26 protein-coding genes are annotated in these 23,744 nt (G+C 43.6%); 14 read left to right on the top strand and 12 right to left on the bottom strand.

Annotation, left to right across the window (positions count from 1 at the left end):
* Window positions 1-25 precede the first annotated feature (25 nt).
* The 5 genes from SOI83_RS08155 (at window position 26) to ald (ending at window position 5,819) form a co-directional block, all read left to right on the top strand.
* On the top strand, window positions 26-1,024 hold the full coding sequence (locus tag SOI83_RS08155; protein WP_320676177.1) for a hemolysin family protein: 999 nt from the start codon (window positions 26-28) through the stop codon (window positions 1,022-1,024).
* Window positions 1,021-2,343, top strand: coding sequence for a GTP-binding protein (locus SOI83_RS08150; RefSeq protein WP_320676176.1), 1,323 nt, complete (start codon window positions 1,021-1,023; stop codon window positions 2,341-2,343). The genes SOI83_RS08155 and SOI83_RS08150 overlap by 4 nt, the downstream gene beginning before the upstream one ends.
* A complete protein-coding gene (locus tag SOI83_RS08145; protein WP_320676175.1) occupies window positions 2,340-2,924 on the top strand; it encodes a nicotinate-nucleotide adenylyltransferase in 585 nt (194 codons plus the stop codon). Before SOI83_RS08150 ends, SOI83_RS08145 begins: the two co-directional genes overlap by 4 nt.
* Window positions 2,924-4,618, top strand: a complete 1,695-nt coding sequence (locus tag SOI83_RS08140; protein ID WP_320676174.1) for an NAD+ synthase — start codon at window positions 2,924-2,926, stop codon at window positions 4,616-4,618. The genes SOI83_RS08145 and SOI83_RS08140 overlap by 1 nt, the downstream gene beginning before the upstream one ends.
* A gap of 61 nt (window positions 4,619-4,679) precedes the next feature.
* A complete protein-coding gene (ald, locus tag SOI83_RS08135) occupies window positions 4,680-5,819 on the top strand; it encodes an alanine dehydrogenase (RefSeq protein ID WP_320676173.1) in 1,140 nt (379 codons plus the stop codon).
* Window positions 5,820-5,841: 22 nt separating this feature from the next.
* Here ald and SOI83_RS08130 read toward each other — a convergent pair whose 3' ends face one another.
* The 10 genes from SOI83_RS08130 to SOI83_RS08085 form a co-directional block, all read right to left on the bottom strand.
* Window positions 5,842-6,981: a DUF3326 domain-containing protein gene (locus SOI83_RS08130; RefSeq protein ID WP_320676172.1), complete on the bottom strand. Its 1,140-nt coding sequence runs from the start codon at window positions 6,979-6,981 to the stop codon at window positions 5,842-5,844.
* Between the two features lie 276 nt (window positions 6,982-7,257).
* Window positions 7,258-8,208, bottom strand: coding sequence for a F0F1 ATP synthase subunit gamma (locus SOI83_RS08125; protein WP_320676171.1), 951 nt, complete (start codon window positions 8,206-8,208; stop codon window positions 7,258-7,260).
* Window positions 8,209-8,240: 32 nt separating this feature from the next.
* A complete protein-coding gene (gene atpA, locus SOI83_RS08120; protein ID WP_320676170.1) occupies window positions 8,241-9,758 on the bottom strand; it encodes a F0F1 ATP synthase subunit alpha in 1,518 nt (505 codons plus the stop codon).
* Between the two features lie 65 nt (window positions 9,759-9,823).
* On the bottom strand, window positions 9,824-10,372 hold the full coding sequence (gene atpH, locus SOI83_RS08115) for an ATP synthase F1 subunit delta (protein WP_320676169.1): 549 nt from the start codon (window positions 10,370-10,372) through the stop codon (window positions 9,824-9,826).
* Complete coding sequence (locus tag SOI83_RS08110) at window positions 10,372-10,887, bottom strand: F0F1 ATP synthase subunit B (RefSeq protein ID WP_320676168.1); 516 nt, start codon at window positions 10,885-10,887, stop codon at window positions 10,372-10,374. Before SOI83_RS08110 ends, atpH begins: the two co-directional genes overlap by 1 nt.
* The gene (locus SOI83_RS08105; protein ID WP_320676167.1) at window positions 10,884-11,345 is read right to left on the bottom strand and encodes a F0F1 ATP synthase subunit B'; all 462 of its coding nucleotides are present in this window, start codon (window positions 11,343-11,345) and stop codon (window positions 10,884-10,886) included. The genes SOI83_RS08110 and SOI83_RS08105 overlap by 4 nt, the downstream gene beginning before the upstream one ends.
* Before the next feature lie 135 nt (window positions 11,346-11,480).
* Complete coding sequence (gene atpE, locus SOI83_RS08100) at window positions 11,481-11,729, bottom strand: ATP synthase F0 subunit C (protein ID WP_011125758.1); 249 nt, start codon at window positions 11,727-11,729, stop codon at window positions 11,481-11,483.
* 163 nt (window positions 11,730-11,892) lie between these two features.
* Window positions 11,893-12,618: a F0F1 ATP synthase subunit A gene (gene atpB / locus SOI83_RS08095; RefSeq protein WP_320676166.1), complete on the bottom strand. Its 726-nt coding sequence runs from the start codon at window positions 12,616-12,618 to the stop codon at window positions 11,893-11,895.
* Between the two features lie 89 nt (window positions 12,619-12,707).
* Window positions 12,708-13,184 carry an ATP synthase gene (locus SOI83_RS08090; protein ID WP_320676165.1) on the bottom strand — a complete coding sequence of 159 codons (477 nt, stop codon included), beginning with the start codon at window positions 13,182-13,184 and terminating at the stop codon, window positions 12,708-12,710.
* Window positions 13,185-13,223: 39 nt separating this feature from the next.
* Complete coding sequence (locus SOI83_RS08085) at window positions 13,224-14,453, bottom strand: class I SAM-dependent methyltransferase (RefSeq protein ID WP_320676164.1); 1,230 nt, start codon at window positions 14,451-14,453, stop codon at window positions 13,224-13,226.
* A 412-nt stretch (window positions 14,454-14,865) separates the two neighbouring features.
* On the opposite strand from SOI83_RS08085, the gene SOI83_RS08080 reads away from it, so the two are divergent.
* The 3 genes from SOI83_RS08080 to SOI83_RS08070 are packed head-to-tail and all read left to right on the top strand — an operon-like array spanning window position 14,866 to window position 18,041.
* On the top strand, window positions 14,866-15,978 hold the full coding sequence (locus tag SOI83_RS08080; protein ID WP_320677727.1) for a putative peptidoglycan glycosyltransferase FtsW: 1,113 nt from the start codon (window positions 14,866-14,868) through the stop codon (window positions 15,976-15,978).
* A gap of 56 nt (window positions 15,979-16,034) precedes the next feature.
* Window positions 16,035-16,748, top strand: a complete 714-nt coding sequence (locus tag SOI83_RS08075) for a cytochrome c biogenesis CcdA family protein (RefSeq protein ID WP_320676163.1) — start codon at window positions 16,035-16,037, stop codon at window positions 16,746-16,748.
* Between the two features lie 3 nt (window positions 16,749-16,751).
* Complete coding sequence (locus SOI83_RS08070) at window positions 16,752-18,041, top strand: cytochrome c biogenesis protein ResB (protein WP_320676162.1); 1,290 nt, start codon at window positions 16,752-16,754, stop codon at window positions 18,039-18,041.
* 5 nt (window positions 18,042-18,046) lie between these two features.
* Here the strand turns inward: SOI83_RS08070 and queF are convergent, their stop codons facing one another.
* Entirely contained in the window at window positions 18,047-18,427 is a 381-nt protein-coding gene (gene queF, locus SOI83_RS08065) for a preQ(1) synthase (protein WP_320676161.1), read from the bottom strand.
* A gap of 328 nt (window positions 18,428-18,755) precedes the next feature.
* Between queF and SOI83_RS08060 the strand changes: the two genes are divergently transcribed.
* From SOI83_RS08060 to SOI83_RS08050, 3 genes are all read left to right on the top strand, one after another.
* Complete coding sequence (locus SOI83_RS08060) at window positions 18,756-18,965, top strand: DUF4278 domain-containing protein (RefSeq protein ID WP_320676160.1); 210 nt, start codon at window positions 18,756-18,758, stop codon at window positions 18,963-18,965.
* A gap of 84 nt (window positions 18,966-19,049) precedes the next feature.
* A complete protein-coding gene (locus tag SOI83_RS08055) occupies window positions 19,050-19,277 on the top strand; it encodes a hypothetical protein (RefSeq protein WP_320676159.1) in 228 nt (75 codons plus the stop codon).
* A 44-nt stretch (window positions 19,278-19,321) separates the two neighbouring features.
* Window positions 19,322-19,660 carry a P-II family nitrogen regulator gene (locus SOI83_RS08050; RefSeq protein ID WP_320676158.1) on the top strand — a complete coding sequence of 113 codons (339 nt, stop codon included), beginning with the start codon at window positions 19,322-19,324 and terminating at the stop codon, window positions 19,658-19,660.
* Between the two features lie 7 nt (window positions 19,661-19,667).
* Here SOI83_RS08050 and SOI83_RS08045 read toward each other — a convergent pair whose 3' ends face one another.
* Window positions 19,668-20,474, bottom strand: coding sequence for a TlyA family RNA methyltransferase (locus tag SOI83_RS08045; RefSeq protein ID WP_320676157.1), 807 nt, complete (start codon window positions 20,472-20,474; stop codon window positions 19,668-19,670).
* A gap of 168 nt (window positions 20,475-20,642) precedes the next feature.
* On the opposite strand from SOI83_RS08045, the gene SOI83_RS08040 reads away from it, so the two are divergent.
* The 3 genes from SOI83_RS08040 to SOI83_RS08030 all read left to right on the top strand — a co-directional run bounded on the left by SOI83_RS08040 (window position 20,643) and on the right by SOI83_RS08030 (window position 23,740).
* Window positions 20,643-20,837, top strand: coding sequence for a hypothetical protein (locus tag SOI83_RS08040; RefSeq protein ID WP_320677726.1), 195 nt, complete (start codon window positions 20,643-20,645; stop codon window positions 20,835-20,837).
* 40 nt (window positions 20,838-20,877) lie between these two features.
* Window positions 20,878-22,182: an adenylosuccinate lyase gene (gene purB / locus SOI83_RS08035; protein WP_320676156.1), complete on the top strand. Its 1,305-nt coding sequence runs from the start codon at window positions 20,878-20,880 to the stop codon at window positions 22,180-22,182.
* Between the two features lie 151 nt (window positions 22,183-22,333).
* Window positions 22,334-23,740 carry a class II fumarate hydratase gene (locus SOI83_RS08030; protein ID WP_320676155.1) on the top strand — a complete coding sequence of 469 codons (1,407 nt, stop codon included), beginning with the start codon at window positions 22,334-22,336 and terminating at the stop codon, window positions 23,738-23,740.
* Window positions 23,741-23,744 lie beyond the last annotated feature (4 nt).

Raw genomic sequence — 23,744 nt, 5'->3', positions numbered from 1 at the left:
AAATCCCTCTAACAACATCTCAAGCATGAGTTCAGACCTTCTGCTATTAGTACTTCTTGTAGTGGCTGTAATTGCAGGTTCTGCCTTTTGTTCTGGGGTTGAAGCAGCTCTTCTTACAGTCAATCCTGTAAGGATTCATGAATTAGCCGCTAGAACAAAACCAGTTGCCAATGCAAAGCGTCTTGCGAAACTGCAACGGAGACTTGGAAGAACTCTTTCGGTATTAGTGGTCGCAAATAACTGCTTCAACATATTCGGGAGCATGATGCTTGGGGGTTATGCCGCCTGGGTTTTTAAACAAAGAGCGATTAGCGGAGCCGCATTACCGCTCTTTTCATTTGGTCTCACAGTGCTAGTAATACTCCTTGGTGAAATCCTTCCAAAATCTCTTGGCAGCAGAAAAGCACTGGAAGTATCTCTTACATGTGCGCCAGTTTTAGATCTACTTAGTTTAATAATGAGACCTTTAGTCAGCTTACTGGAAAAGTTACTGCCAACAATTACCGCCGAAACTGAAATCAGTAGTGATGAAGAAGATATCCGCCAAATGGCAAAAATAGGCTCACAACAAGGGCAAATAGAAGCAGACGAAGCCGCAATGATAACCAAAGTCTTCCAACTAAATGATCTCACTGCTAGAGATCTAATGACACCTAGAGTTGCAGCACCAACTTTGAATGGTTATGCAACTCTTGAAAGTCTTAGGCAAAAACTACTCACTAAAAACTCTCAATGGTGGGTTGTATTAGGAGCTGAAGTAGACAATGTTCTTGGAATAGCGAGTAGAGAGCGATTACTCACAGCTCTTCTTCAAGGGCGAGGGCACTTGACCCCTGCCGAACTAAGCGAGCCAGTGGAATTTGTTCCTGAAATGATTCGAGCAGATACCTTACTTACGGGCTTCCAAGGGAATAGACGTAGTATGCGAGTAGTTGTAGATGAATTTGGTGGCTTCGTAGGGTTAATTGGTGCAGAAGCAGTTTTGGCTGTTCTAGCAGGATGGTGGCGGAAATCTACCCAATGAAAGAGACCCCAACCACTCCGGAGCGCTGCCGGTTATTGCTAAGTAAATGGCGCAGAGAATTGCATATCAGTAATAGAGAAAAGATCCAACTTGCGGGGGAATTGATTTCTTTAGACCGCCAACTAAAGCGATTAACAAATAAAAGCATACGCATCGGAGTCTTTGGAAGAGTCGGCGTAGGAAAATCAAGCCTACTGAATGCTCTGCTTGAAAAAACATGTTTCGACACTGATGTTGGCCACGGCTGTACAAGAAATATTCAAACTACTTACTGGGATCAACCTATAAAAAAACTTCAATATGTTCAGCTAGTTGATACACCTGGAATAGATGAAATCTCAGCCGAAAGCAGATGCCGTTTGGCCGCAAAATTAGTGCTTCAAATCGACCTAATCTTATTTGTTATAGATAGTGACCTCAATAGAGTTGAGTTCGAAGCTCTAGATACGCTCCTTAAAAGTGGCAAACCAATTTTATTAGTTTTAAACCGATCTGATCAATGGTCACCTACAGAACAAGAAGAGCTGACGAAGAGCATTCGCAGACGCCTCCCAAGACGAATCTCTGAACTACAACTTCAAGTAGTGGCTGCTGCTCCAAGACAGGTGAAACTGCAAAATGACGGCAAAGCAAGAAGCTATCCAGTTGCTCCAAGAATTGAATCCTTGCGTAAAAGCCTGGTCAAACTGCTCACAAAGCACGGAGAGCTAATACTTGCTTTAAATACTCTCCGTCAAGCCGATAATTTCTCCCAATCTCTTAAACAAAATCGCTTAAAAAGAAGCAAATTAGAAGCTCAAAGCATTATTGGTCGCTTTGCAGCAGTAAAAGCTTCCGGGGTTGCTGCTAATCCACTCCTACTCCTTGACCTAGCTGGTGGAATGGCCTGTGACACTGCCTTGGTCATTCAACTATGCAATTTGTACGGTTTGCAAATAGGTGGCCCGGCAGCGAGGCAGATACTGGCGAGACTTTCAACTCATAACTTCCTGTTAGGAGGAGCACAAATCGGAATCCAACTTGTACTAGGTGGGATACGGCAAGTACTTTTCATTTCAGCTCCAATATCTGGCGGTTTAACCCTTGCTTCAGCCGCTCCAGTTGCCTTTGCTCAGGCTGCCTTGGCTGTTTATACAACAAAAATGACAGGCCGACTCACAGCGCAAGAGCTGCTCCGAGGGAAACACCAACGAGAGGTTCAACCTGGCGACATGCTGAGACGTCTCGCAAAAAGTGATCCTCAAGTTAGACAATGGCTAAGTAATTGGCCGAAGCCAATTCTCAACGCGCCAGGCCAACCAAATACTCTTCTCCCATGACAAGTAAACTACAAATAATAGCCTTATTTGGAACTAGCGCTGATCCTCCCACAGTTGGTCATCAGCTTTTACTGGAAGGGTTATTAACTATTTTCCCAAAAGTTGTCACTTGGGCTAGTGACAACCCTATGAAAACACATGGAACCTCTCTAGAAAAAAGACAATCACTTTTAAATGCGCTAGTCAAATCAATCAACAATCCTAATTTGGAGTTAGTACAGGCAATTAGCAGTCCATGGACCATTTCTACTTTAAAAAAAGCTTCCAGCCTCTGGCCATCAGCAGAGCTGGTTTTTGTAATAGGGAGCGATCTGGCTTCTCAAATCCCTCAATGGACAAACGCTAAGGCCATTATGCAAAAAACTCGTTTAGCCATTGCACCCAGAGATGGCTGGCCTCTTAAATCAGAACAAATACAAGAGCTCGAAGCTCTAGGAGGGAAAATTGATTTACTTCCGTTAGTTATTCCCGCCACATCAAGTTCCACGATACGAGCAAATCTTGAAAGAACTCATATTCCAACATCTGTCTTGAGATTACTTCTCAAACATCACTTATACGGATTTACCTCAAAGGCCTAATGAAATTCGCTTTGGCACAACTAAACCCTCTTGTGGGAGACATCTCCGGAAATGGGAAGCGAATCAGTGTTGCGTGCAAAGAAGCAACACTCTTAGACGCAGAGCTATTACTAACACCAGAGTTGTCTCTATGGGGCTATCCACCCAGAGACCTTTTATTGAATACATCTTTACTTAATAAACAAGATCAAGTTTTAAATGATCTCTCCAAGTTAATCGCCATTGAATGTCCCAAACTATCTGTATTAGTAGGCATTGCGGAGCAAGCGCCTGATCAACAATTGCCAAGACTCTTTAATTCCTTCGCCCTGATCAATAAAGAAGGTTGGAAAGTAGTCAGTCGTAAACAACTACTACCCTCATACGACGTTTTTGATGAAAAGCGTTACTTCCGTCCTTCTCAAAAACCAGGAGTCCTGCAACTAAAAAGTGCAGAGAGAGTATGGCGCCTTGGAATAACCATCTGCGAAGATATATGGGTAGAAGAACAACTTCAGGGGCAAAAGGTTATAGGACCTGACCCCGTTGAAAGTTTGATTGAACATAAAATCGATTTGCTAATCAATCTTTCTGCTTCACCCTTCAGCAAATCGAAGGATTTTTTACGCCAAAAATTGGCCAATCGAGCGGCGAAGCGACTCAAGTGTCCAGTCATTTATTTAAACCAAGTTGGAGCAAATGACGAACTTATTTTTGACGGCGCAAGTTTTGTTGTCAATGAAGACAATAAACTCCTTTTGAAACTGCCAAGTTATAAAGAGTCACTTGCTATCTGGGACACAAAGGAACCAAATACTCTCTCCTTACAACTCCAAAAAGACCCTCTTCAAGAAGTATTTGAAGCTCTCGTCCTAGGAGTCAAGGACTATGCGAGAAAATGTTGCTTTAATACCGCATTGATAGGCCTTAGTGGAGGTATCGACTCAGCACTAGTAGCTGTAATTGCGACAGCAGCATTAGGTGCTGACAAAGTTACGGGTATTTTAATGCCATCTCCATGGAGTTCAAAAGGCTCAATTAATGATGCATTGAATTTGGCAGAGATTCTGGGCCTCAAATCACACACAATCCCCATAGAAGAGCTCATGAAAAGCTTTAATTTGAGTCTTCTGGACACCCTAGGCAAATTTCCAGAAGGGATAACTGCAGAAAATCTTCAATCGCGTATTAGAGGAACTTTGTTAATGGCCATAGCAAATCAAGGAGGTCATCTACTACTCTCCACAGGAAATAAATCTGAGCTAGCAGTTGGCTACTGCACACTTTATGGGGATATGAATGGCGGGCTTTCAGTTATTGGAGACGTATATAAAACAACTGTGTTTTCTCTATGCGAGTGGCTGGATAGTTCTGCTTCAATGACTTGCCGCAAAAACCTTGGTCTTCCTCTGCAAGGTGATCTAATTGGAGAAGTAATCCGAACAAAAGCTCCCAGCGCAGAATTGCGTCCAGGCCAACTTGACTGTGATTCTCTTCCTGAATACTCCTTATTAGATCCTCTTTTAAAAGCTCTTATAGAAGATCGTGTTAGTACTGAAATCCTTATCAACAAAGGATATAGCCCTGATTTAATCAATCATATAAAACAGCTACTAAAGAAAGGAGAATTCAAAAGAAAACAATCACCACCTTTACTAAAAGTTAGCTTCCAAGCATTTGGGACCGGCTGGCGTATTCCAATAGCCTCTGCATGACAATACAAATACTGGCAATCACAGCAAGATTTGGCCAGTCTTAGATAAACAACAATTATCCATGCCGTCCTCCGCTCTATCGGCCCCAATGGCGAGCATAGGGGTACCAACCGAAATCAAAGCCGATGAGCTCAGAGTTGCCCTCACTCCAGATGCAGTAAGAGAATTAATAACTCAAGGTTTAGAAGTGCGGGTTCAATCTGGTGCAGGGCAAGGTGCAGGCATTAATGACGAAGCCTATGCAAAAGCCGGGGCAAATATAGTCAATCGAGAGGAGGCTTGGGCTGCTCATCTAGTAGTAAAAGTGAAAGAGCCCCAGGCAGAGGAATTTTGTTTCTTGCGAAAGGATATGGTCCTTTTCACCTATTTACATTTAGCTGCCTACCCAGACGTAGGGGAAGCATTAATTGCCTCAGGTACAACAGCTGTAGGTTATGAAACAGTTCAAATGGAAGATGGGAGCCTGCCACTACTCGCACCAATGAGTGAAATTGCAGGCCGACTAGCTGCTCAAGTAGGTGCAAATCTCCTTGAACGCCCTCATGGAGGGAGTGGGGTTCTAATTGGAGGGTGTACAGGAGTTAGACCAGCGCGTGTGATTGTTTTAGGAGCTGGAACAGTTGGATGGAATGCAGCAAGACTTGCAGCCGGTATGGATGCAGAAGTGATGCTTCTAGATCGTTCCCCAGAAAGGCTAAGAAAATTGGAGTCTCATCGAAACGGTCGACTAATTAGCGTCGTGAGTAGTCGTGGACTTGTTGAAAGGCTAGTTCCTACAGCAGATCTTCTAATTGGGGCAGTCCTCACACCAGGAGGGAGAGCACCCACACTGGTCGATGAAGAGTTGGTGACGCAAATGAAGCCTCGCTCAGTAATAGTTGATGTAGCAATTGATCAAGGAGGATGTGTGGCTACAAGCGTTGAGACCACACACACACATCCCACAGTCACTATTCACGATGTTCAACACTATGCTGTTGGCAACATGCCTGGAGCGGTACCTTTTACATCTACTGAAGCATTGGTTAGTGTCACACTACCTTATATCCTTGGAATTGCAGGTAGAGGACTAGAAGAAGCGGTCACTGAAAGGCCTGAATTACTTTCTGGTCTCAATATAGTAAATGGAGCAGTATGTCATCCTGGTGTAGCTAAGGCTTTAGACATACCTCCGCGCCATCCAATGGCATGTTTGCGCTAGAACTACAACTTGATTTGAAGCCCTATTGCTCCACCAATGAGTCCAAAGGCCTCTGTAAAGCATCACAAGAAATTCCTTCTCGTAAAGCTAAAACAAGTCCAGCGGCTTCCGAATAATTTTTCGCAGAAAAAACCTCCAAACGATTTTCCCTACAAATCTTGTCTGTAAGCCCTAAGGACTTCTTATCAACAGTCAATTGACAACTGTTTTGGACAGTAATCAAGGGGGTCCCACGTTCTAGAGAAGACAGCACTGCTGAACCACCAAGAGCTGACTCCGGAGCGACTACCGCTCCAATCTGCTCTGCCCTAAGGATATCTTTATCCAAGGAAAGTAGCTTCTCAGTCTCACCTGAAATAGGCTCAATATTTGGCGCTCTACTCAACCCCACCAATACAGAAGCTAGGAAGCTATATCCCAATTCCTCAGCTACAGAAACAGGTGCAACATCACTATTTAATGGAAGGGTCGCAAGTGCAGGAGCATGAGCACAAGGAATACAGAGTTCCTCAACTAAAAGGTGACTAATAACGGCCTCCGCACCAGCCAAGGGGTCAACGCCTCGGCCATTGCGATAAGTAGCCAAGTCCAAGCTCTCGTGATCATCAGGAAAACGTGTGACAATTGCGATCGCAGTTGCGCCCTGATCCTTCAACAATTTACCGGCTTTGAGCAGCAATTGAGGTGCTCCTAATTCTCCCCAACTTGCACCACTCTTTCCATTTCGAATATGAATTTCCAAAGGAGCCTCAGTAATAACTACAGGCCCAACATTTAGTCCAAGTGTCGCGCGACATCCATCGGCCACCTGCAATTGACGCAATCTCAACTCCGACTCAATCCCAGCATCAATAAGTAGGCCAATCTTTTGAGATCTCACTGGCCGCAGAGCAATTTCAGCTGCTGCAAAACGATCAAGGGCATAGCCCTCTACATAATGCATGCGCCTATCACTCCAATAGAGAGTTGCACCATTCAATACATTTGGATGAGTGATCAAGCAACCACTAGCCGCTGCCAATAATCGAGCTGATGGTATTGCATCACCCGCAAAACCACCTATTGAGCAACCAATACCTGACGGCACAAGCATCAGGGTAGGCATAACTGCTAAGTCAGTAGCAGCAGGAGGGAGAGGAATAAAAGGGCCACCAAAAGTCATCAATATGAAATTTTTATCACTGCCTCAATGTTGACCTTCCTGTTCCTAAAAGGCTCAGCGCTACCTTCAACAGAAGTAATTGCCCAACGCAATGGCTTTCCATATTTGTTTATTTCCGCAATAAGATACATGCGCAGATCCTGCAATGGCATATGTTCTGGCCATTGAAAGCTTAAATGAAAGAACTTCAATCTCAAGGAGAATCTTTTCCTCCAAACAACTCAACAATATAGTCAGTATGAAAGATTGGTATTAAATAATCTATATTTTCTAAGATTATGCGCAAGAACCACCAACAACCTCAAGAATCTCCTGAGTAATAGCAGCTTGGCGAGCTTTGTTGTAATCAAGGGTCAAAGTCTTAGCCAACTCCTTAGCATTATCACTAGCATTATTCATTGCTGTCATCCTGCTAGCCAACTCTGATGCGGCAGACTCTTGCAAAGCTCTAAGAAGCTGGTTTTGCAAGTAAAGAGGAAGCAATGCGTTTAGCAACTGCTCTGGACTTTGCTCAAAAACTATGTCAGAAGGCAAAGGAGGCTGTTCATTTGATGGTGCAGTTCCTTTCTCAATAGTCAGTCGACTATCTTTTGTTGTTAACCTAAAAATTTCATCATCTGGCTCTGCTATTCCCTGAGGATCAAGAGGCAACAAGGTCTGAACAACAGGCACACAACTCACCAAATTAATAAACTTTGTATAGATAACTTCAATACGGTCTGTGCTCTGCGAAAGAAACTCTGCAAGAACTTCGTTGGTTATTGATTCAGCATCTTGCGAGGTGGGCACTTGCTCTAGATCTGTAAAAGTTGCTCGTATCGAATATTGGCTGGCACGATTTTGGAAATAAGTTATAGCCTTACGGCCTATTAAAACAAGGTCAGGTTTATAACCTTGACCTTTCAATTCAGCATAACGTTGTTCAGTACGTTTAATAATGTTTGAGTTATAGCCACCACATAAGCCTCTATCTCCAGTAACAGCAAGCAAAGTGATGCTATTTAAATCACGAGTTTTCAATAACGGTGCATCCGCAATATCAAACTGCATACGTGACTGGATATTCTCCAAAACGCGCGCTAGGCGATCTGCAAAAGGCCGGCTTCTCAAGACTTGTTCCTGAGCCCGTCGAACCTTTGCAGCTGCAACTAGGCGCATTGCCTCAGTAATCTTCCTAGTGTTTTTAACAGAAACAATTCTGTCACGGATGTCTTTAAGGTTTGCCATTAGTAATTTTCTCCTGGATTAATAGTTCAGGATCAAGCCGTAGCCAACATTGATGATTTCACCTCTTCAATTGCCGCCTTAAGTGTGGATTCTGATTCCTCACTTAGGGCCTTCTCACTGAGAATCTTTGAGATGAAGTCTGAACTATTTGTTTTCAAATAATCTCTAAGTTCTCTTGCAAACTGAGTAACTTTTTCCTCTGGAACTTCGTCAATAAGGCCCTTCACTCCTGCATACACAATCGCAACCTGCTCAGCCAAATTCAAAGGGTCAAATTGTGGCTGTTTAAGCAATTCTCTCAGTCTCTTCCCTCGACCAAGTTGTTTTTGAGTTGCCTCGTCAAGATCAGATGCAAACTGAGAGAATGCCGCCAATTCGTCAAATTGGGCTAGTTCAAGCTTCAGAGTGCCAGCGATCTTCTTAATGGCTTTAGTTTGAGCTGCACCGCCAACTCGACTAACAGAAATACCAACGTTAATAGCAGGTCTTAAGCCAGAGTTAAAAAGGTCCGAGCTAAGGAAAATTTGACCATCAGTAATCGAAATTACATTAGTAGGAATATATGCTGAAACGTCTCCAGCCTGAGTTTCGATTATAGGCAATGCAGTCATAGAGCCCTTGCCCATTGCATCAGAGAGTTTCGCCGCTCTTTCTAATAAACGACTATGCAAATAGAAAACATCACCTGGATATGCCTCACGACCCGGGGGACGGCGAAGCAAAAGAGACATCTGTCTATAAGCCTGAGCTTGTTTAGTTAAATCATCATAAATAACTAATGTTGCTTTTCCCTTATACATAAAGTACTCAGCAATGGCTGCTCCTGTATAAGGTGCCAAATATTGAAGGGCTGCAGGGTCAGAGGCACTTGCATTAACAACAACTGTGTAATCAAGCGCTCCTTTCTCTCTTAAAACTTCTACAACATTTGCTACTGAAGCAGACTTCTGCCCAACAGCAACATAAACACAAACAACATCCTGACCTTTTTGGTTGATAATTGTGTCAAGAGCAATTGCAGTTTTACCTGTTTGGCGATCGCCAATAATTAACTCACGCTGTCCCCTGCCAATAGGGATCATTGCATCAATAGAAGTAATGCCGGTTTGCATAGGCTCATGAACCGACTTTCTTTTAATGATTCCAGGAGCGACTGACTCAATAAGCCTTGTCTCAGTTGATGGAATATCTCCATTCCCATCTACAGGTTGCCCTAAAGGATTAACTACCCTCCCTAAAGTTGCATCACCAACTGGGACTGAGGCGATTTTGCCAGTTGCCTTAACTGTGCTTCCCTCTTGTATGCCAAGGCCTTCTCCCATTAACACCGCGCCTACGTTGTCATCCTCCAGATTTAAAGCAATACCCTCTGTACCGTCCTCAAACTCAACCAGTTCACCTGCCATGGCCTTTTCAAGGCCATAAATACGTGCAATACCGTCACCAACCTGAAGGACAGTACCAACATTGCTCACTGAAACTGATTTGTCATAATCAGCGATCTGCTGCTTGAGAATTGAGCTGATCTCGTCGGGGCGTATGGAAACCATGAGTAGCTAGCGAGGAAATTGAGAGGGTTTAGGAGAGAGGATGAGGCAGTTAGGTCTTTGAGGGATTAGCTCACCTTGGCAAGCGCAAGACCAAGTCGTCGAACTTGCCCTGCAAGGCTTGCATCGATAACTTTTGATCCAACACTGACAACGAAACCACCAATTAAATCAGGGTCAACATTTAAGTTGATCTCCAACTTGTCAGTACCTGCAACCAACTGGACTTTCTTTAACAGTTCAGTTTTTTGCTCGTCAGTAATTTCAGAAGCTGTAGTAACAGTTGCAAGAGCAATGTTTCGCTGTTGGCGATACAACTCGAGCAAACGTTGTAAAACAGAATCTAAAAGACCAATCCGCTGACGATCAGCAAGTAACTTAAGAAGATTCAAAAAAGAAGGGGTGACCTGGTCAGCAAATAGCTTTTCAATAGCAGCTTTCTTAGCTTCTACTTCCAATACAGGGGAAGCCATTGCTTCGCTTAATTCTGGGGAGTTTTCCCAAAGATCCAGGATTGCTTTTGCCTGATCAACAACTTGATCGACTTCATCTCTGCTAGAAGCAATCTGCAAGAAGGCTTCAGCATAAGGAGTTGTAATTGTATTAAGTAGTGGCATCAGACCGCCCCCATATTCTTAATTGATTGACTGACCAATTTATCTTTTGTCTTCTTATCTAATTTACCCGGAAGAGTAGCCAAAGCTTTCTCAATAGCAAGACGCGCTGCTTCTCGCCTTAATTGTGCGCTAACACGTGCTGCCTCTGCATCTAAATCAGAAGCGGCACCTTGCTTAATACGAGCCATCTCCTCCACAGTACGTTTTTCACTCTCAAGTCGAATTGCCTCAGCACGCGCTTTGCAATCCTTCCTTATCTGCATTGCCTTATCTTCAGCGGCGGCAAGATCCTTTTGAGCTTTCGCTAGAGATGTTGTTGCTGTAGCAAGGCGCTCTTCTGCATCTTCAAGGTCTACCAAAATAGCCTTCCTGCGTCTTTCCAACATTCCTCCTAAGAAATTAGGAAGGAACTTGTATAGGCCAAAAATTACAACTGCCAAATTGAGGATGTTGGTCTCAAAAAGGTTGAGATTCAGTCCAAATCCTTCTGCAGCAAAAAAAGAATAGAAAGTCATTTGGCTGCCAATAGACGATCAACAATCAGCTTCCCTAGCTGATCTGCATCAGCTTTCAACTGATTTAGAGCAGATTCTCTTTGAGAATCAATTTCACGGCGGGCCTTTTCTCTAGAAGCATTAGCTTCTGCAGTAGCCAAAGCCAATGCCTCCCTATAAAGCTTGTCGGAATCCTTCTCGGCATCACCAATCAGCTTTTGCGCAGCCTGTCTGGCTTGCTTTAGTTGATCTTTGAGTTCAGCCTCGAGTCGTTCAACTTGAGCAAGCTTTTGCTTTGCCTCAGCTCGACTGGTCGTGACATAACCCTCCCTTTCCTCCACGACCCTGCCAACGGGCTTGAAGAAGAGAGCGTTAAGTATGAATGTGAGGAGAACAACCTGGACTGCCATAAGAGGCAGGGTTGCATCGAAGTCGAAAAGACCTCCCTCAGTGGCACCGAACAAAAATAAGTTGGGCATTTGCGAGGGTTTTATTGGTGAAAACAAGCCTTAAAGCGGCCTAGGCCCCTTGAGGAGGATGAATACTCATCAGGTTTGGAGTTAGCTCTAGTAAAAACATTTACCAGAAAAAACTCCAAAGCCTGATTAGGTATCTCAACCTGCAAAGGGATTAGCAAAGAGCAGTACCAATGCAACCACAAGGCCATAAATGGTGAGTGATTCCATGAATGCGAAGGAAAGCAGCAAAGTGCCGCGGATCTTTCCTTCAGCTTCAGGCTGGCGAGCAATGCCTTCTACTGCACCTTGGGCTGCGCTGCCCTGACCTATGCCTGGGCCAATGGCACCTAGGCCTACAGCCAGACCGGCTGCGACAACTGAGGCGGCGGTGGTAATGGAATCCATGGTTGAACTAAAAGTGTGGAGCGCTTTAAAAGCGCGTATAGGGACCGGGAGTTTATACCTGCGAGTAGGACACCTCTGTATTTAAGAGATGGGCCCGTGAAGAACGGACCTCGCGCAAGGAGTTTGACAGACCGTGGGTTGGTACTGTCTTAATCGGAACTAATCAGTGATGTTCCTCGACAGCCTCACCGATGTAATAAGCGGCAAGAGTGGCGAAAATCAAAGCTTGAATTGCACTAGTAAACAAGCCAAGAAACATGACTGGTACAGGCAATACCAGAGGCACAAGAAAAACCAACACAGCAACTACTAATTCGTCAGCAAGGATGTTTCCAAAAAGACGAAAAGAGAGTGATAGTGGCTTAGTAAAGTCCTCAACAATCTTGAAAGGGAGCATGATCGGAGTTGGGTGAACGTAATACTCGAAGTACCGCAAACCCTTATTGCTCAAACCCGCATAGAAATAAGAGAGAGAAACCAACAGGGCTAATGCAACAGTCGTGTTGATATCAGCTGTTGGAGCTCCTAGCTCGCCACTTGGAAGATGAATCAACCTCCAAGGGACCAAAGCACCTCCCCAATTACTTACAAAAATGAACAAAAATAATGTGCCGATGAAAGGCATCCAATCCCTGTAGACCTTTTCGCCTATTTGAGTCCTAGCCAAATCACGTATGTAATCCCACAGGAACTCAAGAAGGTTCTGAACACCTTGAGGGTCTCTCTCCATCTTTCTTGTGCCTACAACCACAAGAGCCAAAAGAGCTCCAATCACAATCCATGAGGTCAAAAAGACCTGTCCATGGAGCCTGAGGCTCCCGATCTCCCAATAAAGGTGTTTACCAACCTCTAATTCGGCAAATGGAAGTAAAAAAGAAATGGAACCCATCAAAGCTTGTTTTGCGGTGTGGCTAGTTAAGAGGGATGGATAGTGAGGTCGGAAATCCGACACTTCATTGCCTTAGGTGTGGCTATTGATCAGTTCTCACGTAGAACTTGAAGAATCATCGCCGGCTTATAAAGCAAAAAGCCCAATAAAGCCGGTAGAAGCTCTAGTTCAGGCAGCCTAGAGGCCGCTATGACGAGTAAAACAGGAACCAACAGCTGCACCTTCCCCACCTTCTCCGAACTCCTTGCAAGTCTCCCAATACTCCGAGCTAAAAGCCGTAGATAAAGGACTCCAAACAATGAACCCACTAACAAACTGCCAGCAGTTCTGAGATCAAAGACAAAGGCTGTAATAGCAACCGCAAAAGATGTGATCACTAATGTCGCCAAGATGAAGCGGAGCTGAAGCTGCCCATATTCATCCAATGAAGCTGTTAAGCCCTTATTGGATGCGTCTGTATTCAGAGTGGTCTCGACGCCATTGATGAGATCCTCAGATTTTTGCAGTGCAACATCACCCCCCTTAGGAGGCTTTGTTCCATTCTGTAGAAGCTGGGATACCAGCAAGGGCGCCTATGCTCTGTTAATAAAGGCCCGCGGAATCTATCACGTGGGTGGATTTGGCAGTAGTGAGATCAATAAGACTTGCTTTTCCTGCAGAGTCCTTGCAGTGCAAGCAATCCGAGAGGATTTCCAACCCAAAGGCAATGCCCCTAGTGGGACGCTGGAAGAAAGAATCTCAATAGCCTTTAGAAGCTCAAACTCATCATCAGTAAGAACCAGCCGATTCAAATTGCAATCGAGCAAGTTCTTATTCGGCCAACCCCAAATACACTTACTAAGTTTTCCATATGAAGATAAAATAGACGAATCATCATTCCAATTTTTTTGGGGCAAAGGCCCTTTCGATAAGAAGAATTCAAAATGATTAATTTCAGGATCCAAATATTCAATAAGTTGCCATTGACTAATTCTTGTAAGAGACCTGGCTCTTTCAAGAAGATTTCCATTTAATAATCTTGAAATATCCCATGTAGCAGGATCCGAGAAACCTAAAAATTTTAGGTTAGCAAAATCAACTAGCTGAAACAATTCAGACAGAACAAAGCTTTTCTCCATTGGGTGTAGGTACATATCTGCAAAATTTGCATCAACCAATTCTAAGTCTTGCCATCTTTGCTCATGACTGCGGCGAAGAAGATTGTTAACCGGCAAGGTAGCAAAAAGCTCTCTCCCAAGCCTTACGCCTTCTCCACCATGATCAGCCCCCAAAAGGCTAAGGGCCCGCTGTATAGATTGGATTTCTTTACGACCGTGTGAAGCATAAAGGAACAAATGAATAATTCCTCCCGGCTTAAGCAGTTTAGCCAATGCCTTAAGGCCTTCTTTTGGGTCCGGCAAATGGTGCAATACACCAACAGAATTAATGTAATCAAACGACTCTTCATGTTCAACTTTAAGAAGACTGCAATTTTTGATTCTTACCCTCGCCTTTGCATCGCCACCAGATCGCTTCAATCGCTTCCTAGCCACGTCAAGGGTCCCAGGAGATATATCAATTGCCAAAATTTCTGAGCCGGGATTTTGGTGAGCCAAATAGTCTGTACTAACGCCACTGCCACAGCCTGCATCAAGTATTCGCAAAGGCTTTAAGGCCCCAACATTGGCAGGGCTTAACCCTGTACAACTTGAGTAAACATCTTCGAACGACCATCTCCAGTTGAAACCTGGGGGAGGGCCATCAACTAAACCATCTGGAGGATAAGGGAATTCATCATAGAAAGCACTAACCATACTATCTATTTTTTTACTTAAATCAAAAGAAGGAATAGTCATATAACCTGAGCCAAGCAAATAACATAGGCCAGCTAAATATACCCCCCTAAAGGCAAATAAAAACCAACTTATATTATAGGGATTTAGCGAGATGTATAGTTAACTATATCTCACTAAATCCCTATAAATCAATAATAAGGCAATGGCAAATTGGCAGATAAATCATATGAAGTGTGACTTACAACAAGCCAAAAAGCATTGCAAAACCTTTTTCTGTTCTTATTAAAGGCTTGGCAAATCACTCAAGAGACGTCTCAATAGACTAACTTCATTAGCCTTGACCATCTTGAGCAGTTCCTCAAAAGTTAGGCGAGTGAACGCACTAAATGATCAAAGAGACGGTCACTTCAATACTTCTGGCCAAAACTCCACCGCGTTTTCTTGGCAAAAATTCTTACCTCTCCCATGGCCAATCTGGCCAGCTGAAGGACGTTTGCTAATTAGCCTCATCGGGTTTTGGAGCATCGCAGGACTCTTTATCCTCGGCTCTGCAAGTTGGTGGGTTGCAACAAGAGAAATGGGAGATGGGGCTTACTACATCAAAAGGCAATTGATATGGATGACCGCTAGCTGGAGCTTACTTTTGTTTGCGATCTCGACAAGTATCCGGCGTTGGCTAAAACTTGCGGGTCCTGGACTCATCTTGGGTTGCTTACTGGTTGCATTCACACTAATCGCAGGGACCACTGTTAATGGTGCTAGTAGATGGTTAATCGTAGGTCCTTTGCAAATTCAACCATCAGAGCTAGTCAAACCATTCGTTATCTTGCAAGCAGCAAACCTTTTTGCACACTGGAAGAGAATTGGTGCTGATCAAAAGTTTTTTTGGCTGGGCACTTTTGTATGCCTATTACTCTTAATACTTAAGCAACCCAACCTAAGTACTGCAGCTTTAACTGGAATCTTGATTTGGCTGATCGGCCTGGCTGCAGGGGTGCGATTAATGCCACTAATTGGAACAGTTCTAGGGGGTGGATTCATTGGAACCTGGAGCATACTTAGCAATGAGTATCAAAAGTTACGTGTCATCTCTTTTCTTGATCCCTGGAAAGATGCGCAAGGGAATGGTTATCAACTTATCCAAAGTCTTCTAGCAATTGGGTCAGGAGGATGGCTTGGTCAAGGATACGGCCTGTCTACCCAAAAGTTGCAATATCTTCCAATTCAAAGTACTGATTTTATTTACGCAGTGTTCGCCGAAGAGTTTGGTTTTGTAGGTTCATTAATGCTTTTAATATTTCTTTTTTTGATAGCATTCCTTGGTATTCGAATTGCCTTTCGGTGCAGGAACAACCAGTCAAAACTAGTAGCAATAGGTTGTAGCACTATGCTAGTAGGGCAAGCAATAATGCACATAGCTGTAGCATCTGGAGCAATGCCTACAACAGGATTGCCTTTGCCAATTGTAAGTTATGGTGGCAACTCACTTATTTCAAGCCTTCTAATTGCTGGCCTACTAGTTCGGTGTTCATTAGAGTCCACTGGACTATTAGGTAACAGACCAATCAAACGAACTCGCGCCTAAATTGTTTAAAGACCTGTATGTTGGCCAAGTGCTAGTAAATCTTAACCATTCCCTCATTGGAACTCGCAATATCTGATCTAGCTCGCATAAGCGAGCAACTATTAACAGATGGCCTTAGCAATCCAGGTCCATTAACCCTCCTAATTGTTTTTTTGGGAGGTCTGTTAACAAGTTTGGGGCCTTGTTCTTTATCTCTTTTACCAATCACAGTCGCTTATTTGGCTGGGTTTGAGAATCAACAAAATGCATTCCAACGGAGCCTCGCCTTCTGCAGCGGAATAGTTGGTGCTTTAGTAATACTAGGAAGTCTCAGCGGTTTCATAGGAAGGCTGTATGGGCAATTACCTTCTTATTTCCCAAATTTAGTTGCTGTTTTAGCAGTAGTAATGGGACTAAATCTTCTTGGGCTAATAAAGATTCCATTACCTATAGGACCTGATCCCTCCTCGTCAGTCTTAAAGAGAATCCCTCCAGCCATAGCACCTGTCGCGGCAGGACTCACCTTCGGGCTCGCATCCTCCCCATGTACGACCCCAGTATTAGCGGTGCTACTCGGATGGATTAGCCAAAGTGAAAACCCAATTCTTGGAATGATAATGCTTGCTTGTTTTGGTATCGGGCAAGTAATTCCTTTGCTATTAGCAGGAACTGCAGCCGCCGTGTTGCCAGGTCTTCTAGCTTTAAAACCTATAGGAAGTTGGATACCACCAATAAGTGGCGCATTATTTTTATCAATAGGGTTATTAAGCCTGCTTTCTCGGTGGATTTGAAGCATGGCATTTTTTAAACGCTTGCTCTCATGGATTTCAGACTTGAGAGTAGCCATTGCTCTCCTATTAGTAATTGCTCTATCTAGTGCCCTAGGAACAGCAATACCTCAAGGCGAGCCAAGCGCTAATTACATAGATATCTATCAAGAAAATCCCTGGCTAGGCATTTTTGATGGTCAAATGATCCTTCGTCTCGAACTGGATCATGTTTATACAAGTAATTGGTTTTTAGCACTGTTAGCCTGGCTTGGAATTGCATTAATGATTTGTAGTTGGAGACGTCAATGGCCAACCTTACAAGCTGCACTTCGTTGGATTGATTACAAAGAGCCTCGACAAATCAGCAAACTAGCAATTGCAGAAACTCTTCCAACCACACAAAACCAAGTTCTCTTAAAGAAACTAACCAAGCTTTTAAAGGAAAGCGGTTGGGATGTCCAAAATCACGAAGGGAGGCTTGCTGCCAGAAAAGGCGTGATTGGCCGCATAGGCCCCCCATTAGTTCATATTGGCCTAGTACTTTTAATGATAGGAGCTGTTTGGGGTGCTTTTGGAGGACAACGAGTCGAAAGATTTCTTGCTCCTGGTCGCTCATTAGAACTAATGAACAAGGAAGGAGTCAGTCAACTTACCCTCAGCCTTACTGACTTCAATATTGAAAGGGACCCAAAAGGTAGGCCTGAACAATTCAGGTCGAAGATAGAACTTTTGGAAACTACTAAAGCCAAGAAAAGTATCAAAGAAGTAAGCGTAAATCATCCTTTAAGGTTCAAAGGAATTACCGTTTATCAAGCCGACTGGTCTTTAGCCGCAATTACCTTACAAATAGGTCGCAGCCCAAAACTTCAACTTCCACTAAACAAACTGCCTGAGCTTGGCGAAAACGTTTGGGGGCTCGTACTGCCAACCCGTACTGATGGAAGCGAGCCTGTTGTTATCAGCCTGACAAATGAAGCAGGCCCTATACAAGTTTTCAATCCGAAAGGTGAACTTCTAGCCAACCTTCGCCCTGGAGGCGAACCCGCTGAAATCAATGGAATACCATTAAAAGTGATTCAAATCTTACCGGCTAGTGGTCTACTTCTAAAGAGAGATCCTGGCGTACCAATTGTTTATTTAGCATTTGCCATCACACTTACTGGTGGTGCTCTAAGCATGGTTGCCACAAGACAACTTTGGGCAATCTGCGATCAAGAGAATTCCTCCTTACATGTGGGAGGACTATGCAATAGGAACCTAAGTGGGCTAGCCGAAGAACTGCCAATCTTACTTTCAACAATCAATGGAAACTAACTATTTCATTTACCATGACTAACTCTTATAACAGTATGGACATTCCCTCTTGGATTAAAATCAACTTCTAATTTCATCCAATTAGGCTCACATGCCTCAACTAAATCATCCAGTATTCTATTAGCAACTTCCTCATGAGATATCTTCTTTTCACGATAGCTATTTATGTAAAATTTGATAGATTTCAACTCCAAAATTTTTAATCCTGGTTCATAAATTAGCCTCAAGACCGCGAAATCTGGATAACCAGAAAACGGACATTTACAGGTGAATTCAGGCAACTCAATAGAAATTTCATAAGGTCTTACTAAGTTTGGATTCTCAAAACAAATCAACTCAGCCTCTGAAATGGCCCTTTCTCCATAGAGAGGTTGCTTGGTATTCATCGAATGAGTGGTCACGAAAACAAAGCCAAGAATCAAAGTCTCTCAAATCACTCAATGGCTTATCAAGGCCAGACCAAGCAAATTCGACAAAAACATCCCGAACAAAAATATCTTTATAAAGTCTTTAGAAGAAAAGCGCAAAAGTGTTCACCATGAACAGCCTAAATCGTATAGAACTATATGGAAGGACAAAACGTTGAGCTAGGTCAAGCGATAATCCTTGGCCATAAAGCAGGAAGTAGCCCCCCGCAAGGCGAAGCAACGCTCCTTCCCTAGAAGCGGTAGTTCCTTTTAGTAAGGAATTTTCCAATCAATCCCTTCGAGGTCAATGGCAATGCTTACCGAGCAACGGGTCTACAGAGGTGTTCAATACAAGAGCACTGAACACGAACAAGCCAGTACCGCGCTTGTTGAACACGTATATAGAGGCAAGCGCTATCAAGCGTCCCTTAAGCACGAAGTGCTTCCTGCCGATACACAAGTAAAACTTCGCTATAGAGGCAAGGTTTATCAACACCGCCAAAGTGTTGACTCATAAAACATAAACAGCCAAATCGGTAACAACAGCAACAACGAAGGTTCGCCTTAGACCCCTTAATAGGGTCACTTGGCGGACTTTTTTATGGATATGTGGCTAATTGGGACCGAGTCAGGGATACAAGTCCGTCCAATCAGCATTCATGGAATGCTTTGGCTGCAAACACATTTCGAAGACGAACACTGGGAAGCTTTAGCTGCTAGTCAAGTAGTTCTTCCAGAGGAGGATGTCTCATCACTATCTAAAGATGCCAAAGATGCAGGTCTATCTTTAAATCACCTTTCAGCTGCAACGGTTCAAAGAAAATTCTGACAAAGTTGCTTATAAATTAATTAAACCCTAGGGAAAAACTAACCATGAAAAAAGTCGAAGCAATTATCCGTCCCTTCAAACTAGAAGATGTGAAGCTCGCATTGGTCAATGCTGGAATAGTAGGCATGACAGTCAGCGAAGTCAGGGGGTTCGGTCGGCAGAAAGGTCAGGTGGAGCGTTACAGGGGGTCGGAATTTACTGTTGAATTTCTTCAAAAGCTGAAGATAGAGGTTGTAGTTGATGATGAACAGGTGGGAAATGTGCTTCAAGCAATTGGTGAAGCCGCTAAAACTGGTGAAATTGGCGATGGGAAAATCTTTGTTGGCCCAGTCGAATCAGTAGTAAGGATTCGCACAGGGGATAAGGACAGCTCTGCACTTTGAGAGTTCTTCAAGTCAAAGATCCTTCAACTAAATCCTCCAACTGAGACATGTTTAATGGCTCTCCTGCAGTACTTGTCCATAAAAGATATTCCTGATTACCAGCAGGTCCTTTAAGAGGAGATCTTATAACTCCTCGAGGGACCCACCCATTAGCCTCGACTGCTGAAATCACAGATTGCAAAGCCCCAAGGTGATCAGCAGGATCTCTAACTACTCCTCCTTTGCCAACTTTCTCACGACCAACCTCAAATTGGGGTTTTACCAAAAGAATGCACTCAGAAGACTCGGCAACTATTAAACCCTTAATTGAAGGCAGAACCAATCGAAGTGAAATGAATGACAAATCTGCTACAGCGAAATTTGGCCATGGGTGATCAACCCCATAAATTTGCTCAGGCATTAACTTCCGCAAATTTGTCCTTTCCTTTAGAACCACACGCGAATCATTTCTCAAAGTCCAGGCAACCTGCCCATAACCAACATCGACCCCATACACACGAGCGGCACCATGCTGCAATAAGCAATCAGTAAATCCCCCAGTGGAAATACCTGCATCGAGGCAAATTCTTCCTTGAATTTTTATAGGGAAAGCATTAAGTGCACCTAGAAGTTTTTCTCCTCCACGCGATACAAAGCGTGGGGAAGCCTTTACCACCAGATCCTCGCCTGACGGAATGAGCTGACCTGGCTTATCTAAAAGCTTTCCAAAGTTATCCCGAACTTTTCCAGCACGAATTAACTGCTGAGCCTGATGCCTTGATGAGGCGAGGCCAAGACTGACCAAATAAAGATCTAAACGGCACTTTGCTGACATTTCGTCATATAAGTGGGGTTGAAAACGGAACAAATACCTTCGAAGTCAGGCTAAACAGCAAAAACCCCGAGAGGATCCTTCCAACTCGCCCGAAAGGACGTGTCTCCATCAAAATCATCAGATTCAGAAAACCAACGCAAAGAGCTTCAAGAAGAAGGCCTTCGGCTTCTGCCAAGTCATGAATCAGGCAATGTTCTGGAGTTACTACCACCAGGCAGATTTGTGACCATTGAAAACCAGCCTAATGATCTCCCTCCATTTCAAGTGATTCAATGCAAGGGAGGCCGTTGTTGGGTACGACAACAATCATGGGGGGGCTACGTCCATTGGGAAGTAGAGCATTGCCGGCTAAAGTCAGCCTGAACAAAGGTCTCTGTTCAAAAACTTCTAAATCCAAAGACCATTGATAGAACGCTATACCCTGCCCGAAATGGGGCAAATTTGGACTGAACGAGCCAAATATCAAAGCTGGCTAGATGTTGAGTTGGCAGCCTGCGAAGCCAACTTTGACTTAGGGACAATCCCCGAAGGTGCAATCACCCAAATTCGAGAAAAAGCCAACTTCGACCCCAAAAGAATTCTCGAAATAGAGGAAGAAGTTCGTCATGACGTGATTGCCTTTCTCACAAATGTGAATGAGCATGTTGGAGATGCAGGGCGATATATCCATGTGGGTATGACCAGTAGTGACGTATTGGATACTGGTCTCGCTCTCCAAATGCATTCCTCCATAAAGCTTCTTCTCAAGGAAATCGAACAACTTCAAGGTGCTATTCATCAATTAGCCAAAAAGCACAAAGGCACTGTGATGATTGGCAGGTCTCATGCAATTCACGGCGAACCAATTACCTTTGGATTCAAATTGGCAGGCTGGTTAGCCGAAACAATACGCAATTCAAAACGCCTAGAAAGATTAGATAAAGATATTTCAGTAGGACAAATAAGTGGGGCTATGGGAACTTATGCGAATACTGATCCAAGAGTGGAGAAACTTACTTGTGAAAAGCTTGGTTTACAGCCAGACACAGCAAGTACTCAAGTTATTTCCAGAGACCGACATGCAGACTACATACAGACAATTGCACTTGTAGGCGCTTGCCTAGATCGTTTCGCAACAGAGATTCGCAACTTACAGCGTACGGATGTTCTTGAAGTAGAGGAGAGCTTTGCAAAAGGCCAAAAAGGCAGCTCTGCCATGCCTCATAAACGCAATCCAATTCGCAGTGAACGGATTAGTGGTCTTTCTCGAGTATTACGTAGCTATGTAGTAGCAGCATTAGAGAATGTGGTTCTATGGCATGAAAGAGATATAAGTCATAGCTCTGCAGAAAGGATGATGCTGCCTGATTGCTCAATCACACTCCACTTCATGCTCAGAGAAATGACTCAGGTCATTGAAGGACTAGGCATCTACCCGAAAAATATGATTCAAAATATGAACATATATGGAGGTGTTGTTTTCAGCCAAAGAGTCCTTTTAGCTCTAGTTGAAACTGGCATGAGCCGAGAAGAAGCTTATAAGGTTGTTCAACTTCATGCGCATTCAGCTTGGAATCAGGAGGGAGGAAACTTTAGGAAGAATCTTGAAAACGATCCAACTGTAGTAAAACGGCTTGGCAATGCCAAACTTGCTGATTGCTTTAGCACTGACTTACATCAAGCAAACTTACATGCAATTTGGGACCGACTAGAGCTTGACATCACATGATCTCATATCTAATCCGATTTAATTATTGCATAATAACAAAAAATAGACTTGCTAAATATCTATGCTCAATAATAAGTCCATCATTTTAGGCTCACATCTAAGAACCTACTAAGAGTCAAGATCAATCTAAACCTCCACCCTTCAAAATATAATGGCTGAACTAATTCGCATCGAGAAAGACAGTTTGGGAGCAGTAGAAGTCCCAAAAGATGTTCTTTGGGGCGCCCAAACTCAGCGCTCCCTAAAGAATTTCGCCGTACAAGGTGATCTTGTACCAATAGCAATAGTTTATTCATTAGCAAAAATCAAACAAGCTTCAGCTATTGCGAACCATGACTTAGGGGTACTAGATACTCTAAAACAAGATCTAATCATCAAAGCGACAAAAGAGATCATTGCTGGCATTCACGACAACCAGTTCCCGTTAACAGTTTGGCAAACAGGAAGTGGAACTCATACAAACATGAATGTCAACGAAGTAATAAGCAATCTGGCATCTGTTTTTAAGGGAGAAGTTGTAGGCAGCTATAAACCAATTCACCCGAATGATCACGTAAATCTATCCCAGTCAACAAATGACACCTTCCCTTCAGCAATTCATATTGCAGCAACAGAAGCAATTACAAAAAAACTTTTGCCTGAACTGAAATTACTCATCAACACCTTTGCTCAAAAAAGTCGCGATTGGAAGAATATTGTCAAAACAGGTAGAACACATTTGCAAGATGCAGTGCCGATTACACTCGGCCAAGAGGTATCAGCGTGGGAAACCCAATTAATAGTCGCTTACAACCGGCTGAAAGACTCTCTAAAAGAGCTTTACCCTCTCCCAATAGGAGGAACCGCTGTAGGCACAGGAATAAACGCTCCATCACAGTTTGACAAGAAAGCAACACTTGAACTAGCGCGTCTTACAAAGCTTCCTTTTACCGTTGCCCAAAATAAATTTGCCGTAATGGCAAGCCATGATGGATTAGTTAATACGATGTCCCAAGCTCGCCTATTGGCAGTCGCACTACTTAAAATCTACAACGACCTGAGGCTTCTTTCCTGTGGGCCCCGAACTGGGTTTGCTGAACTAGAACTACCGGACAACGAGCCAGGAAGCTCAATTATGCCAGGGAAAGTAAACCCTACTCAATGTGAGTCGATGGCAATGATTTGTACCCAAATAATGGGGCTTGATGCGGCAGTAGCCATGGCTGGTAGTGGTGGACATCTACAAATGAACGCCTACAAACCTCTGATCGGATTCAACCTTTTACACAGCCTAGATCTACTTCATGACGCATGCCGCAACTCTAGAGTAGCGATGGTAGAAGGCATGAAACCAAACCAAAACAAAATCGAGAAGGATTTAAATCAATCATTAATGCTAGTCACAGCATTAGCGCCAAAGATTGGTTATGAGAAAGCAAGTCAGATAGCTCACCATGCTCATAAAAATGGACTAAGTCTTCGTAGTGCATCAATGCAGCTTGGCTATATAACCAAAGATGAGTTCGATGAAATAGTCAATCCTGCTCGAATGACTACCCCCGATAAAACTATTTCATAGGGTA

Source organism: Prochlorococcus sp. MIT 1300 (assembly GCF_034092375.1).
GTDB lineage: Bacteria > Cyanobacteriota > Cyanobacteriia > PCC-6307 > Cyanobiaceae > MIT-1300.
The sequence above is the reverse complement of the archived record's forward strand: the minus strand, read 5'-3'. Positions and strand labels throughout refer to the sequence as shown.

Excerpts from the sequence above, each read along its gene's own strand:
- SOI83_RS08155 (WP_320676177.1), top strand. The coding sequence starts at position 26 with ATGAGTTCAGACCTTCTGCTATTAGTACTTCTTGTAGTGGCTGTAATT.
- SOI83_RS08150 (WP_320676176.1), top strand. The coding sequence starts at position 1,021 with ATGAAAGAGACCCCAACCACTCCGGAGCGCTGCCGGTTATTGCTAAGT.
- SOI83_RS08145 (WP_320676175.1), top strand. The coding sequence starts at position 2,340 with ATGACAAGTAAACTACAAATAATAGCCTTATTTGGAACTAGCGCTGAT.
- SOI83_RS08140 (WP_320676174.1), top strand. The coding sequence starts at position 2,924 with ATGAAATTCGCTTTGGCACAACTAAACCCTCTTGTGGGAGACATCTCC.
- ald (WP_320676173.1), top strand. The coding sequence starts at position 4,680 with ATGCCGTCCTCCGCTCTATCGGCCCCAATGGCGAGCATAGGGGTACCA.
- SOI83_RS08130 (WP_320676172.1), bottom strand. The coding sequence starts at position 6,981 with ATGACTTTTGGTGGCCCTTTTATTCCTCTCCCTCCTGCTGCTACTGAC.
- SOI83_RS08125 (WP_320676171.1), bottom strand. The coding sequence starts at position 8,208 with ATGGCAAACCTTAAAGACATCCGTGACAGAATTGTTTCTGTTAAAAAC.
- atpA (WP_320676170.1), bottom strand. The coding sequence starts at position 9,758 with ATGGTTTCCATACGCCCCGACGAGATCAGCTCAATTCTCAAGCAGCAG.
- atpH (WP_320676169.1), bottom strand. The coding sequence starts at position 10,372 with ATGCCACTACTTAATACAATTACAACTCCTTATGCTGAAGCCTTCTTG.
- SOI83_RS08110 (WP_320676168.1), bottom strand. The coding sequence starts at position 10,887 with ATGACTTTCTATTCTTTTTTTGCTGCAGAAGGATTTGGACTGAATCTC.
- SOI83_RS08105 (WP_320676167.1), bottom strand. The coding sequence starts at position 11,345 with ATGCCCAACTTATTTTTGTTCGGTGCCACTGAGGGAGGTCTTTTCGAC.
- atpE (WP_011125758.1), bottom strand. The coding sequence starts at position 11,729 with ATGGATTCCATTACCACCGCCGCCTCAGTTGTCGCAGCCGGTCTGGCT.
- atpB (WP_320676166.1), bottom strand. The coding sequence starts at position 12,618 with ATGGGTTCCATTTCTTTTTTACTTCCATTTGCCGAATTAGAGGTTGGT.
- SOI83_RS08085 (WP_320676164.1), bottom strand. The coding sequence starts at position 14,453 with ATGACTATTCCTTCTTTTGATTTAAGTAAAAAAATAGATAGTATGGTT.
- SOI83_RS08070 (WP_320676162.1), top strand. The coding sequence starts at position 16,752 with ATGGCATTTTTTAAACGCTTGCTCTCATGGATTTCAGACTTGAGAGTA.
- queF (WP_320676161.1), bottom strand. The coding sequence starts at position 18,427 with ATGAATACCAAGCAACCTCTCTATGGAGAAAGGGCCATTTCAGAGGCT.
- SOI83_RS08060 (WP_320676160.1), top strand. The coding sequence starts at position 18,756 with ATGGCAATGCTTACCGAGCAACGGGTCTACAGAGGTGTTCAATACAAG.
- SOI83_RS08055 (WP_320676159.1), top strand. The coding sequence starts at position 19,050 with ATGGATATGTGGCTAATTGGGACCGAGTCAGGGATACAAGTCCGTCCA.
- SOI83_RS08050 (WP_320676158.1), top strand. The coding sequence starts at position 19,322 with ATGAAAAAAGTCGAAGCAATTATCCGTCCCTTCAAACTAGAAGATGTG.
- SOI83_RS08045 (WP_320676157.1), bottom strand. The coding sequence starts at position 20,474 with ATGTCAGCAAAGTGCCGTTTAGATCTTTATTTGGTCAGTCTTGGCCTC.
- SOI83_RS08030 (WP_320676155.1), top strand. The coding sequence starts at position 22,334 with ATGGCTGAACTAATTCGCATCGAGAAAGACAGTTTGGGAGCAGTAGAA.